The organism is Micromonospora sp. HM5-17, from assembly GCF_003762835.1.
In the GTDB taxonomy this organism is placed as follows: domain Bacteria; phylum Actinomycetota; class Actinomycetes; order Mycobacteriales; family Micromonosporaceae; genus Plantactinospora.
Map to the genome: position 1 here is coordinate 52,859 of NZ_RJWA01000002.1, position 15,153 is coordinate 68,011.

14 protein-coding genes and 2 tRNA genes are annotated in these 15,153 nt (G+C 73.7%); 11 read left to right on the forward strand and 5 right to left on the reverse strand.

Going from position 1 to position 15,153, the window contains the following annotated elements; genetic code table 11:
- The first annotated feature begins 126 nt into the window (after positions 1 to 126).
- The 5 genes from EF879_RS05530 (at position 127) to arfB (ending at position 4,910) form a co-directional block, all read left to right on the forward strand.
- On the forward strand, positions 127 to 1,179 hold the full coding sequence (locus EF879_RS05530; RefSeq protein WP_123555512.1) for a MoxR family ATPase: 1,053 nt from the start codon (positions 127 to 129) through the stop codon (positions 1,177 to 1,179).
- A 158-nt stretch (positions 1,180 to 1,337) separates the two neighbouring features.
- Positions 1,338 to 2,357 carry a DUF58 domain-containing protein gene (locus EF879_RS05535; protein ID WP_123555514.1) on the forward strand — a complete coding sequence of 340 codons (1,020 nt, stop codon included), beginning with the start codon at positions 1,338 to 1,340 and terminating at the stop codon, positions 2,355 to 2,357.
- 109 nt (positions 2,358 to 2,466) lie between these two features.
- On the forward strand, positions 2,467 to 3,426 hold the full coding sequence (locus EF879_RS05540) for a VWA domain-containing protein (protein ID WP_123555516.1): 960 nt from the start codon (positions 2,467 to 2,469) through the stop codon (positions 3,424 to 3,426).
- Positions 3,427 to 3,607: 181 nt separating this feature from the next.
- Positions 3,608 to 4,471 carry a S1C family serine protease gene (locus EF879_RS05545; RefSeq protein WP_123555518.1) on the forward strand — a complete coding sequence of 288 codons (864 nt, stop codon included), beginning with the start codon at positions 3,608 to 3,610 and terminating at the stop codon, positions 4,469 to 4,471.
- A 19-nt stretch (positions 4,472 to 4,490) separates the two neighbouring features.
- Positions 4,491 to 4,910, forward strand: coding sequence for an alternative ribosome rescue aminoacyl-tRNA hydrolase ArfB (arfB, locus tag EF879_RS05550; protein WP_123555521.1), 420 nt, complete (start codon positions 4,491 to 4,493; stop codon positions 4,908 to 4,910).
- 191 nt (positions 4,911 to 5,101) lie between these two features.
- Here the strand turns inward: arfB and EF879_RS05555 are convergent, their stop codons facing one another.
- From EF879_RS05555 to EF879_RS28565, 3 genes are all read right to left on the reverse strand, one after another.
- Complete coding sequence (locus EF879_RS05555) at positions 5,102 to 6,139, reverse strand: aminotransferase class V-fold PLP-dependent enzyme (RefSeq protein WP_123556764.1); 1,038 nt, start codon at positions 6,137 to 6,139, stop codon at positions 5,102 to 5,104.
- A gap of 131 nt (positions 6,140 to 6,270) precedes the next feature.
- Positions 6,271 to 7,164: a 3-methyladenine DNA glycosylase gene (locus EF879_RS05560; RefSeq protein ID WP_123555523.1), complete on the reverse strand. Its 894-nt coding sequence runs from the start codon at positions 7,162 to 7,164 to the stop codon at positions 6,271 to 6,273.
- 33 nt (positions 7,165 to 7,197) lie between these two features.
- Positions 7,198 to 8,811 (reverse strand): hypothetical protein, encoded by a 1,614-nt coding sequence (locus EF879_RS28565; RefSeq protein WP_148086360.1) that lies wholly within the window; start codon positions 8,809 to 8,811, stop codon positions 7,198 to 7,200.
- Positions 8,812 to 9,038: 227 nt separating this feature from the next.
- Here EF879_RS28565 and EF879_RS05570 point away from each other — a divergent pair, with 227 nt between their 5' ends.
- From EF879_RS05570 to EF879_RS05580, 3 genes are all read left to right on the forward strand, one after another.
- The gene (locus EF879_RS05570) at positions 9,039 to 9,842 is read left to right on the forward strand and encodes a fumarylacetoacetate hydrolase family protein (protein ID WP_123555527.1); all 804 of its coding nucleotides are present in this window, start codon (positions 9,039 to 9,041) and stop codon (positions 9,840 to 9,842) included.
- Positions 9,843 to 9,944: 102 nt separating this feature from the next.
- Positions 9,945 to 10,019 (forward strand) — tRNA-Gln (locus EF879_RS05575).
- Between the two features lie 85 nt (positions 10,020 to 10,104).
- A tRNA-Glu gene (locus EF879_RS05580) sits at positions 10,105 to 10,177 on the forward strand.
- A gap of 302 nt (positions 10,178 to 10,479) precedes the next feature.
- On the opposite strand, the gene EF879_RS05585 is transcribed toward EF879_RS05580, so the two are convergent.
- On the reverse strand, positions 10,480 to 11,166 hold the full coding sequence (locus EF879_RS05585; protein WP_123555529.1) for an IclR family transcriptional regulator: 687 nt from the start codon (positions 11,164 to 11,166) through the stop codon (positions 10,480 to 10,482).
- Between the two features lie 49 nt (positions 11,167 to 11,215).
- Here EF879_RS05585 and leuC point away from each other — a divergent pair, with 49 nt between their 5' ends.
- The 3 genes from leuC (at position 11,216) to EF879_RS05600 (ending at position 13,981) form a co-directional block, all read left to right on the forward strand.
- A complete protein-coding gene (leuC, locus tag EF879_RS05590; protein ID WP_123555531.1) occupies positions 11,216 to 12,670 on the forward strand; it encodes a 3-isopropylmalate dehydratase large subunit in 1,455 nt (484 codons plus the stop codon).
- 15 nt (positions 12,671 to 12,685) lie between these two features.
- The gene (gene leuD / locus EF879_RS05595; RefSeq protein ID WP_123555533.1) at positions 12,686 to 13,273 is read left to right on the forward strand and encodes a 3-isopropylmalate dehydratase small subunit; all 588 of its coding nucleotides are present in this window, start codon (positions 12,686 to 12,688) and stop codon (positions 13,271 to 13,273) included.
- 174 nt (positions 13,274 to 13,447) lie between these two features.
- A complete protein-coding gene (locus EF879_RS05600) occupies positions 13,448 to 13,981 on the forward strand; it encodes an HU family DNA-binding protein (RefSeq protein WP_123555535.1) in 534 nt (177 codons plus the stop codon).
- A 133-nt stretch (positions 13,982 to 14,114) separates the two neighbouring features.
- On the opposite strand, the gene EF879_RS05605 is transcribed toward EF879_RS05600, so the two are convergent.
- Positions 14,115 to 15,149: an NUDIX domain-containing protein gene (locus EF879_RS05605; RefSeq protein WP_123555537.1), complete on the reverse strand. Its 1,035-nt coding sequence runs from the start codon at positions 15,147 to 15,149 to the stop codon at positions 14,115 to 14,117.
- Positions 15,150 to 15,153: the final 4 nt, after the last annotated feature.

Sequence of the window (15,153 nt, forward strand, 5' to 3'; positions counted from 1 at the left end):
TGGTGACGGTTTTGCCGCGCTCGATTCTATGGGGACGGTCGTGCGGCGCGGTACCGTGGCGTCCCGCCACGTGGCCGCCGTCCGCACTCGCAGGTTTGTCGCCGCCGAGGCCGGGAAGCCCGCACCGTGACGGACATGTCAGACACCGTGACCACCCGCCCCAGGCCGGTCGAGAGCGACGCGGTCGGGCCGGAGCTCGAACAAGCGCTCTTCGAGGTCAAACGCGTCATCGTCGGGCAGGACCGGCTGGTCGAGCGCCTCTTCACCGCGCTGCTCGCCGACGGGCACTGCCTGCTGGAGGGAGTGCCGGGCGTCGCCAAGACGCTGGCCGCGCAGACCCTCGCCACCGCGGTCGGTGGCAGCTTCTCCCGGATCCAGTTCACCCCGGACCTGGTGCCGTCCGACATCGTCGGCACCCGCATCTACCGGGCGTCGGCCGAGACCTTCGACGTCGAACTCGGACCGGTGATGGCGAACCTGGTGCTCGCCGACGAGATCAACCGGGCGCCGGCGAAGGTGCAGTCCGCGCTGCTGGAGGCGATGGCCGAACGCCAGGTCTCCATCGGTGGCCGGAGCTATCCGGTGCCGGCACCGTTCCTGGTGCTGGCCACCCAGAACCCGATCGAGTCCGAGGGCGTCTACCCGCTCCCGGAGGCCCAGCGCGACCGGTTCCTGATGAAGGTGCTGGTCGACTACCCGAGCGACGTCGACGAACTCGCGATCCTCTACCGGATGAGCGCGGAACGTCCCCGGGCCCGCCAGGTCCTCGACCCGGACCGGCTCCGGGGGCTCCAGGAGCGGGCCGCCCGGGTGTTCGTCCACCACGCCCTCGCCGAGTACGTCGTACGGCTGATCCTCGCCACCCGGGATCCCGCGCGGTTCGGCGTGCCGGAGGTGGCGCCGCTGCTGGCGTACGGCGCGAGTCCCCGGGCCACGCTCGGCCTGGTCGCCGCCGCCCGGGCGCAGGCGCTGCTGCGCAATCGGGACTACGTGCTCCCCGACGACATCCGGGAACTGGCGCCGGACGTGATCGCGCACCGGCTCGTCCTCTCCTTCGACGCGGTCGCCGACGGGGTGCCGGCCGACTACGTGGTACGTCGGCTGGTCGACGCGGTGCCGCCGCCCCGGATCGCCCCGACCCGGGACGGGCACCACCGGCCCAACCTGGCGGTCGCGTGATCCGCCGACACGCCCCGGGCCGGGACCCGGCGCTGCGCCGTCCGGGTGACCGGGCACGGCCGCGCACGGCCCAGCCGTCCTGGCCGGGCACGGCTCAGCCGTCGGGGCCGGGTTCCGCGGCGCGTGCCTGGTCGGCGGCGCCGTCCTGGCGACGTGCGGTGAGCTCTCCGGGGGCGTCCCCGGCCGACCGGACCGGGCGGCGGCCGGACGACCCGACGCTGCGGCAGCTCGCCCCGGAACACCGGCTGCGCCGGCTGGAACTGCTGGTCACCCGTCGGCTCGACGGGCTGCTCCACGGCCAGCACCTGGGGCTGCTGCCCGGGCCGGGGAGCGAGTTCACCGGCAGCCGGGAGTACCGGCCCGGCGAGGACGAGGTACGCCGAATGGACTGGGCGGTGACGGCTCGGACCACCGTGCCGCACGTCAGGGAGGTCGACGCCGACCGGGAACTCACCACCTGGGTGCTGGTCGACTCCACGCCGAGCATGGACTTCGGCACCGCCGAGTTGGAGAAGCGGGAGCTGGCGGTGGCGGCCGTGGCGGCGGTCGGCTTCCTCACCGCCGGGGTCGGCAACCGGCTCGGCGCGTACCTGCTGGACGGGACCGGGCTGCGCCGCCTGCCGGCCCGGACCGGCCGGACCCACCTGCTCGGCCTGCTCACCACGATGCTCACCGCGCCCCGGGGCGAGGTCGGTGCCACGCCACCGCCGCTCGCCGAGGCGGTGACGGTGCTGCACCGGGCCACCCCGAAACGGGGACTCGCCGTCGTCGTCTCCGACTTCCTGGACGGCCTCCCGGACGACGAGGCCGGGACGCCCGACTGGGAACAACCGATCCGACGCCTCGCCGCCCGGCACCAGGTGCTCGCCGTCGAGGTCGTCGACCCGCGTGAGCTGGAGCTGCCGGACGTCGGCGTGATCACGATGGTGGACCCGGAGACCGGACGGCGCCGGGAGGTCGCGACCGGGGACCGCCGGCTGCGCGAACGGTACGCCGAGGCGGCGGCCCGGCAGCGTGACCTGGTCCGCCAGGCGTTGCGCCGCAGCGGAGCCGCCCACCTCGCACTGCGGACCGATCAGGACTGGACGACCGAGATCGTGCGACACGTCCACATTCAGCGCCGGCTGGCCGGGGTGAACCGTCCGCCGGCCGGGACGGTACGGGGAGGCACGACATGACCGGGTTCGGGACGTGGACCGACCGGTGGAGACCTCGGTACGCCGCCCGGCGACCGGGGTGGCCCGGGGCGGACGGAGTCGGCCCGGAGCGGGTGGGAGGTGAGGCGTCATGAGCTGGGAGTCGCCGGAGCGGCTTCTGCTGCTCCTCGGCGTGCTCGGACTCGCCGTCTGGTACGTCTTTCTCCAGCGCCGGCGCAGCCGGTACGCCGTACGGTTCACCAATCTGCGCCTGCTCGACCGGGTCGCGCCCGACCGGCCGGGCTGGCGTCGCCACCTGCCGGCGGGCCTGTTTCTGGCCATGCTGGCGCTCCTGGTCCTCGGGTTCGCCCGCCCGCAGGCCGAGGTCCGGGTGCCCCGGGAACGCGCCACCGTGATTCTGGCGGTGGACGTCTCGACCTCGATGCTCGCCAGCGACGTGGAACCCGACCGGCTGGCGGCGGCGAAGTCCGCGGCCCACCGGTTCGTCGACTCGCTGCCCGACGAGTTCAACGTCGGGCTGGTCGCCTTCGCCGGCAGCGCGGCGGTGCTGGTGCCGCCCGGGACCGACCGCACGGCGTTGCACGCCGGGATCCGGCGTCTCGCCGAGGGGAGCACCGGGGTGCAGGGCACCGCGATCGGCGAGGCGATCGGGACCTCACTGGAGGCGATCCGGACCTTCGACGTACCGGGGGCACAGGAGCCGCCACCAGCCCGGATCGTGCTCCTCTCCGACGGGGCGAACACCTCCGGGCGGGATCCGATCAGCGCGGCGGAGGAGGCGGTGCAGGACGGCGTGCCGGTCCACACCATCTCGTTCGGCACCCCGTCCGGGTACGTCGCCCGCGGCGGCCGACCGATCCGGGTCCCGGTGGACGGCCAGACGCTGCGCGCGGTCGCCGAGCAGACCAAGGGCGGCTACCACGAGGCCGGGAGCAGCGACGAACTGCGCGCGGTCTACGAGGACATCGGGACCTCGGTGGGCTACCGCCTGGAGAAACAGGACATCTCCGCCCGGTTCATCGGATTCGGGCTGGTGCTGGCCCTGGCCGCGGCCGGCGGGTCGATGCTCTGGTTCTCCCGCCTGCCCTGATCGGGCCGCGCTCCGCCGGTCGGGCCGAGGGTCGCACCGGTGGAACGCCCCGGGCCGGCGGGTACCCGGCCGGACGGACGACCCGCCGACGGGTGGCGGCCTGATCGACGAGGTGCTGAGACGAGGTGCTGGACCACCGAGGTGCTGAACCGACGAGGAGCGAGCTGACGAGGAGTGAGTCATGGCAGTGCAGACCGGGCTCGGTGAACCCCGCGGCCCATGGTTCATCTCACCGGATCTCGAACCGGGCGTGGGCCGCGGTTCCGACGTACCGGCGCCCCCGTCCGGCCCGGTGGGTCGACGCCGGCGGCTGCTCGCCGCGCTCGCCGTGGTGACCCTCGCCGTCGTCTCCGGTGGTCTGGCCGGCGGGTACGTCGCCAGCCGCGAGATCCCGGCCGAGCAGGCGACGGCCCAGGCCGCGGTGCCGGCCGACCTGGTGGCCGCCGCCGCGCAGGTGGTGCCGGGAGTGGTCTCGGTGATGGTCGCCGGCGGCGGCAAGTCCGCCGGCGGATCCGGCTTCGCCCTCGACGACCTGCACCACGTCGTCACCAACGACCACATCGTGGCCCGGGGCGGCGGCGCGGAGAACGGCGGCGCGGTGATGGTGGAGACCCCGGACGGGCGGCAGTTCCCGGCCCGGCTCGTCGGCCGCGACTCCAGCAGCGACATCGCGGTCCTGCGGGTCCCGCCGGCCGCCAACCTCACGCCCCTGGCGTTGGCGAAGCCGGGGGCGACCCGGGTCGGCGAGCCGGTGCTGGCGGTCGGATCCCCACTGGGGCTCTCCGGCACGGTCACCGCCGGGATCGTCAGCGCCCTGGACCGCGAGGTACGGCTCGGCGACAACCGGCACACGGCGGTGCAGACGGACGCCTCGATCAACCCCGGCAACTCCGGCGGTCCGCTGGTCAACGCCCGAGGGGAGGTGGTCGGGGTGAACACCGCGATCGCCACCATCGACGGCAGCGGCTCGATCGGGATCGGGTTCGCCATCCCGATCGAGCAGGTCCAGCAGACCGCCGACACCATCATCGGCAAGGGCGGCTGACCGGCCGTACGGTGATCTCATGGCTGTGACCATCCGACCGGGGCTCGTCATCCCCGACGCGGAGCTGCGCTGGCGGTTCTCCCGGTCGAGCGGCCCGGGCGGGCAGGGGGTGAACACCACCGACTCCCGGGCCGAGCTCTCCTTCGACGTCGCCCGCTCGGCGGCGCTACCGGAGCGACTCCGGGCCCGGGCACTGGAACGCCTGGCCGGTCGGCTCGTCGACGGCGTCCTCACCGTCACCGCCGCCGAGCACCGCGCCCAGCTGCGCAACCGGGAGGCGGCCCAGGCCCGGTTGGCGGCGCTGCTCGCCGACGCCGTCGCGCCACCACCGCCACCGCGCCGCCCGACCCGGCCGAGCCGGGCCGCCAAGGAGCGGCGGCTCACTGAGAAGAAGCGGCGTAGCCAGCTCAAGCAGCTCCGCCGCCGCGACCTGGACTGAGGCCCCGGCACCCGTCCTGCCCGCCCCGACGGTGCCGGGCCGGTTCGTGGGGCGCGCCGGGCCGGTTCGTGGGGCGCGCCGGGCCGGTTCGTGGGTGCCGGGCCGGGTGGTGGGGCGCCGTGCCGGGTGGTGGGGCGCCGGGCCGGGTGGTGGGGCGCCGGGCCGTGTTCCGGGCCCCGTCGCCGACCGGGCTAGTCGAGCAGGGCGGACAGGGCCAGGTCGACGTCCTCCTCCGTGGTGTAGAGGTGGAACGAGGCGCGGACGCGGCCGGCCCGGACCGCCGCCCGTACCCCGGCACGGGTCAGCTTCTCCGCCGCACCCGGCACGTCGACCGTGACGATCGCGCTGTCGCCGGGCGGTTGACCGAGCCCGGTACGGAACCGGTTGGCAAGCCGGACGTTGTGGTCGCGGATCGCCGGCAGTCCGATCTCGACGAGCAGCTCCAGCGCCGGTGCCGCCCCGACGTAGCAGAACCAGGCGGGGGAGATGTCGAACCGGCGGGCATCGTCGGCGAGCCGCAGCGGCAGCCCGTAGTAGGAGGCGTGCGGGTCCGCGCCCGCGTACCAGTTCGCGGCGTGCGGGACGAGCCGCTCGCGGATCCGTGGGGAGAGGTAGCCGAAGGCGGCGCCCCGCGGCGCCATCAGCCACTTGTACGCCCCGGCCACCACCACGTCGGCGCGGCCCGCCTCGAACGGGAGCCAGCCGCAGGCCTGGGTCGCGTCGACCACCACCCGGACGTCGTGCGCCTCGGCGGCGGCCAGGACGTCGGCGTACCGGGCGATCCGGCCGTCGGCGGACTGCACCAGGCTGAACGCCACCAGGTCGGTGTCGGCGTCGACCGCGTCGGCGAGGTCGTCGAGCGGCACGGTCCGAACCCGGACTCCCCGGTCGCTCTGGACCAGCCAGGGGAAGAGGTTGGAGGTGAACTCGACCTCGGGGACGAGCACGGTGGCGCCGGCCGGCAGCGCCGCCGCGACCGGGGCGAGCAGCTGGGAGACCGTGGCCCCGACCGTGACGTCCGCCGCCGCCACCCCGAGCAGGGTGGCGAAGGCGACCCGGGAACGCTGGGTCGAGGCGTCCCAGCCCTCCCACGACGTACGCCCCGACCGCCAGTCATCGAGCGCGCCCTGTAACGCGTCCCAGGCCGGCCGGGGCGGAAGGCCGTAACTCGCGGTGTTCAGCCAGCCCGGCTCCGGTTTCCACAGCTGTTGTGCCTGCCGCAGATCCATCCGCCCAGCGTAGCGACGGCCCGCCGCCACGCCGTCGTCGTGGTCCGCGCGCACCGGTGCCGGGAGGGGTGGCTGATCCTCCGGTCAGGCCGTCCGGTCGTCCGGTCCGCGGGTCGGCCGGCGCCCGCCGGTCAGACCGCCGGGCGCGAGAACCGGTCGCACTCGGCGATCAGGCGGGCCCGCAGTGGGGCGGCCCGCTCGGCGAAGCCGCGCTGCGCGGCGACGTACTCGGCCCGGCCCTCGGGGGTCTCGATCCGCACCGGCGGGTGGCCGAGGTCGGTGAGGTCGTACGGGCTGGCCCGCATGTCCAGGGTGCGGATGTCGCGGGCCAGCGCGAAGCAGTCCGCGACCAGCTCGCTCGGCACCAGCGGGGAGAGCTTGTACGCCCACTTGTAGAGGTCCATGTTGGCGTGCAGGCAGCCGGGCTGCTCGAGGTCGTGCTGGGTCTCGCGGGTCGGGGTGAGCAGGTTGAGCGGCCGGGCCGGCGGGGTGAAGAACCGGTAGGCGTCGAAGTGGCTACACCGGATCCGCGCGTTCTCCACCACCTCGGCGGTCCGCTCCGGGTCCAGCCGGAGCGGCCAGGCGTTGTGTCGGACCTCCGCCTGGGTCTGCCGGTACACCATCGCCCACTCGTGCAGGCCGAAGCAGCCGAAGAACCCCGGCCGCTCGGCGGTCCGGACCAGCAGGGTGCGGATCCAGTCGATCGCGTCGGCCCGGCGCCGCCGTACCGCCTCGGTGTCGAGGGTGAGTCCGCGCCGGTCCCGCCGGTACGCGGGGCCGAATTCGGCCGGGTCGGCGTCGCGCAGCACCACCCCGGCGCCCGGGTGCCAGCGCCGCAGCTGAGCCGGGCGGTGCGAGTAGTAGGTGAAGAGGAAGTCCTCGACCGGGTGCCGGATCCCGGCCTGGCGGCGCGCCAGGTGCGGCGCGATCCACCGCTCGACCCGGTGCTCGTGGGCCTGCCGCCGGGCACGCCACCGCGCCGCGTCGAGGACGACGTCGGGCGCGTGGTCGAGGGCGGCGGTCACCGGTCCAGGGTACGGCCGGTGGCTCGGCCGGCCCTACCGTGGTACGGCGACGCTGACGCCGGCCGAGAAGACCGCGCTGCGCAGTTCGATCCGGGTCGGCGGCGTCGACCCCGTCCGGGCGAAGACCAACGGGACGAGCATCCGTCGACCGGCCGGCACCGGTGCGGCGAACGGGTCCTCACCCGCGTTGGCTACCTGGGTCGCCGGCACGTCGGCGGTCACCCAGTCGCCCCCGGGCAGGTACGCCCGCTGGAGTTGGCCGTACCACTGCTGGCTCTTGTCGGTGATGTTGCGTACCCCGACGATCGCCTGGCATCCGACGGGGCCGGGCGGACAGGTCAGCCGGTACACGGTGAACTCGAACGCGCTGTCGCGCAGGGCGGTCCCCACCGGCCCGGCCACGGTCCGGCCGATCCAGGCCCCGCTCGACGGCTGCTGGCGGGAGCTGATGGCGTTCACCTGGCTCGTCCCGGTCCAGGCCGTGATGGTGGCCAGGGCGACGGCGAGCAGGGCGGCGGTCCCGACCGCGACCCAGGCGGGCGGGCGGCGTCGACGTACGCCCCGGATCGGCGGCGAGGTCCGCGGCTTCGGCGCGCGCCCGATCGCCGGGGACGGCGCCGCTGATTCCTCGACCGGCCGCGCGGCGGGAACGTCCTCGTCCGGCTCGTCCGCGGCCTCGGTGTCGAGGCCGGGAACGGGATTCTGGGGCGGTATCGGGGCACGTCCGACGTACCGGGCACCGCCGGCGATCCCGACCAGGCCACTCTCCGGGGCCGTCCCGCCAGCGGGACCGGGTACGCCGTCCGGCGCGGCGGCCACGCCCGGCCGGACGTCCGGGACGGGGAGCCCGTCGGGGCCGAGGCCGGCGTTGTTCCGGTGTCCCGTGGCGGCCCGGACGCTCGCCGGTGCCGGGATCTTCGCGTCACCCCGGACCCGGGCGGTGGCGCGGACGATCGGCCAGCCGACCCTGCGGATGATCCGGCGCTCCGGCCCGGGGTCGCGGGGCCCGGCGGGGGAGGGGCGGTTCGTCTCGGCGGCCACCCGGCGGCGCCGCAGTCGGCGAACCCAGAGCACCGCACCGGCCACGGCGAGGAGCACCAGCAGGCCGGCGGCGGCGCCCCGTACCGGGCCACCCCGCCACCAGGGCGGAGAGTCGGCCGCCCCGGCCGCGGTTCCGGCCCCGGAGCCGCCCCCGCCGCCCCCGGGCGGCCAGGTCGCGGTGGCACAGTCGTACGGCGTGCTGCCGTTCGCGACGTACGCGCAGGCGGGAGCGGTGACGGTGGTCGCGCCGGGAGGTGGCCCGGTCAGGGTCGTGTTCAGTACGGCGGTGGCCCGACCGCCGAGCTGCACCTGCCAGACCACCTCGGTGTTCGGCCGGCCGTCGGACGACGGAACCGTCTGGCCGCCCTCGCTGACGCTCGCCGGGATCGCTCCCGCGGGGAGCTCCTGGCGGACCGTGGTCTTGACGATCCCGTCGGTGTCGTTGTGGATGCGGATCTCGTAACGGGGCGTTCCTGCCCCAGAACTGGACATCGTGACGGTGATCGGCGGGGTGATCGCCTGGGCGGGCGCGCCCGGCGCCGCGGTTGCCAGCAGACAGCCGGCGACCACCGCCCCCGCGGTGCGTAGTCGGGTCGATGCAGGCATCACAGACTCCTCCCGGCCCCGACGCTAGGCGCGCCGTCGCGCGGGTCGGCACGGAAGGGGTGAACCGCTGACCGGAGCGGCCGACTGCGGTATCTTGCGCCCCCCGCGGTCGCGGATCCGGGGCGGCCGGAGCCACGGCGCGGAGGCCCGACCCGCGGGCCGGAGCCACATCACGACGCGGAGGCCGACCACCGGGCCGGGGCCGGCGCGGTGGATAGATTGGCCAGGTGCGTATCGCTCGTTTCGCTCATGGCAAGGGAATGTCGTTCGGCGTCGTCGAGGGCGACCCGCAGGCCGGTCCGGAAGGGCTGACCGTGGCCGAGATCGAGGGCCACCCGTTCGGCCAGATCCGCTTCACCGGCGCCCGGTGGGCCCTGGCGGACGTCCGGCTCCTCTCGCCGATCCTGCCCAGCAAGGTGGTCTGCGTCGGCCGCAACTACGTCGAGCACGCCGCGGAACACGGTGCCGAGGTGCCGACCGAACCACTGCTCTTCCTCAAGCCCTCCACCTCGGTGATCGGTACCCGGGACGCGATCCGGCTGCCGGTGCAGTCCAAGCGAGTCGAGCACGAGGCGGAGCTGGCGGTCGTGATCGGGCCGCCCGGGGCGCGCCGCGCCGACCGGGAGGCGGCGGCGCGGGCGATCTTCGGCTACACCTGCGCCAACGACGTGACCGCCCGCGACCTCCAGCGCTCGGACGGGCAGTGGACCCGGGCCAAGGGCTTCGACTCGTTCTGCCCGCTCGGTCCCTGGATCACCACCGGGCTCGACGCCGGCGACCTGGAGATCCGCTGCGAGGTGGGGCGGCGACCCGACGAGATGGAGGTACGGCAGCTCGGCCGGACCAAGGACATGGTCTTCGACGTTCCGACCCTGGTGTCCTACATCTCCCACGTGATGACGTTGCTTCCCGGCGACGTGGTGCTGACGGGTACGCCGGCGGGGGTTAGTCCGATCACGGCGGGGGATACGGTCACCGTGAGTATCGAAGGGATCGGCGAACTGTCGAACCCGGTGGTGGCTCTGGACTGAGGTGGGGCGCCGGAGCGGGCCTCGTTCCGCGCCGGCACCGAACCCGATTTGGTCTCCACCCCGGCGTCGGGTAAAGTTCGCTTTCGGTGCGGCAAGCACCGATGGGGTATGGGGTAATTGGCAGCCCGACTGATTCTGGCTCAGTTAGTCTAGGTTCGAGTCCTGGTACCCCAGCCAACCGATGCCCGAAAGGGCGCCGGTTGCTGGCTCTGATAGAGTTCAGCACCGTTGGCCGCAAGGTCAACAACGAGGGAAAGTTCCTGGCCCCGTCGTCTAGCGGCCTAGGACGCCGCCCTCTCAAGGCGGTAGCGCCGGTTCGAATCCGGTCGGGGCTACGGTTACGGCCCGCGTCACCATGGATGACGCGGGCCGTTGTCGTCCCGGCGGCACCGTCCGCCGTGACGATGGAGTTCCTACCCACCGGTCGCCGTTGACCGGTTCCCGCGTACCGGTGCCACGCACGTCGCCGCGTGGTCCGGTCACGATGGTTCGTGTCGCTCCGGTAACGGTTCGAGCATCGCACGTCCGCCCCCGGACCGGTGGTCGAATGCCGAGATCCCCCCGACCGGCTGACCTCGGGCGGCGGGCCGACGGGGCCGGTCGCGGCCAGTGCGCCCGGGAAGGATCCGGCGACGCGTCAGAGGCCGGAGAGGCGTTGACCGGCCCGGACCACCGCCATCGCGTGCCGGTCGCCCGGCCGGCGGCCGAGCCGCTCGATGGGGCCGGAGATGCTGATCGCCGCGATGACCCGACCGGTCCGGTCGCGGATCGGCGCCGACACGCTGGCCACGCCGGCCTCGCGTTCGGCGACGCTCTGCGCCCAGCCGCGCCGGCGTACCTCGGCCAGGGTCCGGCCGGTGAACTTGCACCGGGGCAGCAGGGGCATGACCGCCTCCGGCGGCTCCCAGGCGAGGAGGATCTGGGCCGCCGACCCGGCGGTCATCGGCAGCACGGAACCGACCGGCACCGTGTCGCGTAGTCCGCTGGCCCGCTCGGCGGCCGCCACGCAGATCCGCTCGTCGGCCCGGCGCAGGTAGAGCTGGGCGCTCTCGCCGGTGGCGTCGCGGAGTGCGGCGAGCAGCGGTTCCGCCGCGGTCAGCAGCACGTCGGGGGCGGCGTTGGCCAGTTCCCCCAGGCGAGGTCCGGGCCGCCACCGGCCCTGGGTGTCGCGTACCAGCATCCGGTGGATTTCCAGGGCCTGGGCCAGGCGATGTGCCGTCGCCCGGGGCAGCTTGGTGCGCTCGACGAGTTCGGCCAGGCTGGCGCCGTCGACGCAGGCGGCGAGGATGACCACCGCCTTGTCGAGAACGCCGACACCGCTCATACTGTGTCCCACAAGCCGAAACCTACCTCCCAGAATTTAGGATGTCCAGATGGTGGGAGTCACTCCAGAGCCGTCCTCGCCGAGGACCTTGGCCGAGAAGGTCTGGGACGCTCATGTGGTGCGGTCCGCTGACGGTGAGCCGGACCTGCTCTACATCGACCTGCACCTGCTGCACGAGGTCACCAGCCCGCAGGCCTTTGACGGCCTGCGACTGGCCGGGCGCCGGGTCCGCCGCCCCGACCTCACGCTCGCGACCGAGGACCACAACACCCCGACCGGCTACGACGACCCGTCGTTCCGGTTCCGGCGTGGTGACCTGCTCACCATCGCCGACCCGACGTCACGAACCCAGATCGAGACGCTGCGGCGCAACTGTGCCGAGTTCGGCATCCGGTTGCACCCGCTCGGTGACGACAACCAGGGCATCGTGCACGTGATCGGACCGCAGCTCGGGCTCACCCAGCCCGGCATGACCATCGTGTGCGGCGACTCACACACCGCGACGCACGGCGCGTTCGGCGCCCTGGCCTTCGGCATCGGGACCAGCGAGGTCGAGCACGTCCTCGCCACCCAGACGCTGCCGCAGCTGCGGCCCAAGACGATGGCCGTCACCGTGACCGGCGAGTTGGCTCCCGGCGTCACCGCCAAGGACCTGATCCTGGCGCTGATCGCCCAGGTCGGTACCGGCGGCGGGCGCGGCCACATCGTGGAGTACCGGGGCGAGGCGATCCGCCGGCTCTCCATGGAGGGCCGGATGACCATCGCCAACATGTCCATCGAGTGGGGCGCCAAGGCCGGCATGATCGCCCCGGACGAGACGACCTTCGCCTACCTCAAGGACCGTCCGCACGCCCCCAAGGGGGCGGACTGGGACGCCGCGGTGGCGTACTGGCGGACCCTCGCCACCGACCCGGGTGCCACCTTCGACAGCGAGGTGGTGCTGGACGCCAGCCGGGTCAGCCCGTTCGTCACCTGGGGCACCAACCCGGGGCAGGGCACCGCGCTGGACTCGGTCGTGCCCGACCCGGAGGAGTTCGACACCGAGGCGGAGCGGGCCGCGGCCCGGCGCGCCCTGGAGTACATGGACCTCAAGCCCGGCACCCGGCTGCGGGACGTTCCGGTGGACGTGGTCTTCGTCGGCTCCTGCACGAACGGCCGGCTGGAGGACCTGCGGGCCGCCGCCGACGTGCTGCGTGGGCGCAAGGTGGCCGACGGCGTACGGATGCTCGTGGTGCCCGGCTCGGCCGCCGTCCGGGAGGCCGCCGAACAGGAGGGCCTGGACAAGATCTTCATCGAGGCCGGTGCGGAGTGGCGTTTCGCCGGCTGCTCCATGTGTCTGGGGATGAACCCGGACACGCTCTCCCCGGGGCAGCGCTCGGCCTCCACCTCCAACCGAAACTTCGAGGGCCGGCAGGGTCGGGGCGGACGTACCCACCTCGTCTCGCCACCGGTCGCCGCCGCCACCGCCGTGGTCGGCCGGCTCGCCGCTCCCGCCGACCTGTGAAGGGGCTGACCTGACATGGAGAAGTTCACCGTGCACACCGGTACGGCGGTCCCGCTGCGCCGGTCCAACGTGGATACCGACCAGATCATCCCGGCCGTGTACCTCAAGCGGGTGACCCGGACCGGCTTCGCCGACGGCCTCTTCAGCGCCTGGCGCGAGGACCCGTCATTCGTTCTCAACGATTCTTCATATTCCGGTTCGTCGATTCTCGTCGCCGGTCCGGAGTTCGGCACCGGGTCGTCCCGGGAGCATGCCGTGTGGGCGTTGCGCGACTGGGGGTTCCGGGCTGTCATCGCCCCCGGCTTCGGGGACATCTTCCGCGGCAACGCCCTCAAGGAAGGTCTCCTTCCGGTCGAGCTTGAATTGAATGCTGTCGAAGTGTTGTGGGGGTTGGCGGAGTCCGAGCCGAGCACGCCGGTCACCGTCGACCTGGAGGCTCGGCAGGTGCGGGCCGCCGGCCACACCTGGTCTTTCCCCATCGACGACTTCAGTCGGTGGCGGCTGATGGAGGGCTTGGACGACATTGGACTGACCCTCCGGTATGAGGCGGAGATCACGGCGTACGAGCGCCAAAGATCACCCTTCCGGCCCGTGGTGGCATAGCCGGAACGCCAGCCCTCCCAGTCGTTTTCGCCCCCGTCGGCTCGCCCGGCGGGGGCGAATCCGTTGCGACACAATGGGTTTTTTCCAGCAGATGTTTGTATCCCGGTGGCACAGGGCATACCGTGCGCGCAGAATGGCTCGCGTTGAGTCCAGTTGCACATTGGGAGGGAAGTCGTGAACAAGGCCGAGCTCATCGAGGCTCTCGCCGCTCGTCTGGGGGACCGGAAGACGGCGACGTCGGCGCTCGACGCGGTCCTCGCGGAGATTCAGGCGGCGGTCACCAAGGGGGATCGGGTGGCCATCACCGGGTTTGGGGTGTTCGAAAAGCGCGTCCGGGGGGCCCGAATAGCTCGCAACCCCCGAACAGGCGAGTCGGTGAAGGTGAAGAAGACATCCGTTCCGGCCTTCCGGCCGGGCGCCGGGTTCAAGGAGATGGTCGCCAGCGGCAAGGCCCCGAAGAACACGGTCGCGGCGAAGAAGGCCGCCACCGCGGCCGCCGCGACGAAGGCCGCCGCCAAGAAGGCGGCGGCCAAGAAGGCGGCGCCGGCCAAGGCGGCGGCCAAGAAGGCCACGGCCGCGAAGACTGCCCCGGCAAAGAAGGCCACCGCGGCGAAGAAGACCACGGCCAAGGCGGCGACGAAGAAGGCCACCACCGCGAAGAAGGCGCCGGCGAAGAAGGCGCCGGCGAAGAAGGCCGCCAAGCGCTGACCACGTACGCCGAGGGCGCTCGTCCGGCTTGCCCGGAGGGCGCCCTCGACGCTGTCCGGGGCCGGAATCGTCGCGTACGCCGGTGCGGTGGTCGCCGGGTGGCGCCCGGCGGATGCCCGACGGCGCGGCGCGGTCAGGGCGACCCACCGGCGAGGCCGTCGGTGCCGTCGAGGCGGCTGACCGCGACGAGCCGGTCGCCGGCGAAGGCGAGCAGCCAACCGTCGCCGTGACGGGTCTGGAACTCCTCCGCGGACCTGGGCCGCGCGGGTCGGGGCGGGGGTCCGGCCGCGGCGGCCCCGCGGGGCTGGGCCGTGTCGTCCCGACCCGCCGCCGTGCCGAGCCCCGCCCGAACCCCGGAGACGCGGTCGAGCTGGGCCAACACCGGCGGAATCACCGTGCCCTGACCACACACCACGGCCGACGTGTCGGCGGCGGCCACCGCCAGGAGCCGGTCGGCGGCGGCCAGGTCCCGCTCCGCCGCGGCCTGCCCCGGCCGGGGTTCGTCGAAGACCGAGTCGACCTCGATCCGCCGGTCGAGCAAATCGGCGAGGGGTTGCAGCGTCTGCACGCAGCGCCGGGGCGCCGCCGAGAGCAGCCGTACCGGGCGGATCAGGGCGAGCAGCCCCGCCAGGGTCCGAGCCTGTGCCCAGCCGTCGGAATCCAGAAGGCGGGCCTCGTCCGGCCCCGACCAGGTGCCCCGCCTCCCGGCGTACGCGTGCCGGACCACGCCCAGCACCGCGGTCACCGGCGGCAGCGCGGCGAAGTCCCGCAACACCCGGACGTCGTGCGGGTAGCTCACCAGCCCGGCCGCCTCGTCGGGTGGCAGCCACCGTACGTCGTCGACCTCGGTGCCCGGCTGGAAGCCGCCGGTCTCCGCCATCCGCATCGACCAGAACTCGACCAGTTTCGGGACACCGTTGCGCATCAGGTACCGGACCGAGGGGAGCCGTACCTGTGGCACCCCGCGAACGTCCGCCTCCTCGGCCACCTCGCGCACGGCGGCGGTCAGCGGGTGCTCGCCCGGATCCAGCTTTCCCTTGGGCAGTGACCAGTCGTCGTACCGGGGTCGATGCACCACCGCCACCTCGACGGTGCCGCCGCGACGCCGCCAGACCACGCCGCCGGCCGCCCGGACCGGCCGCCCGGCGGCCGTCTCCTCCGGCGTCATCTCA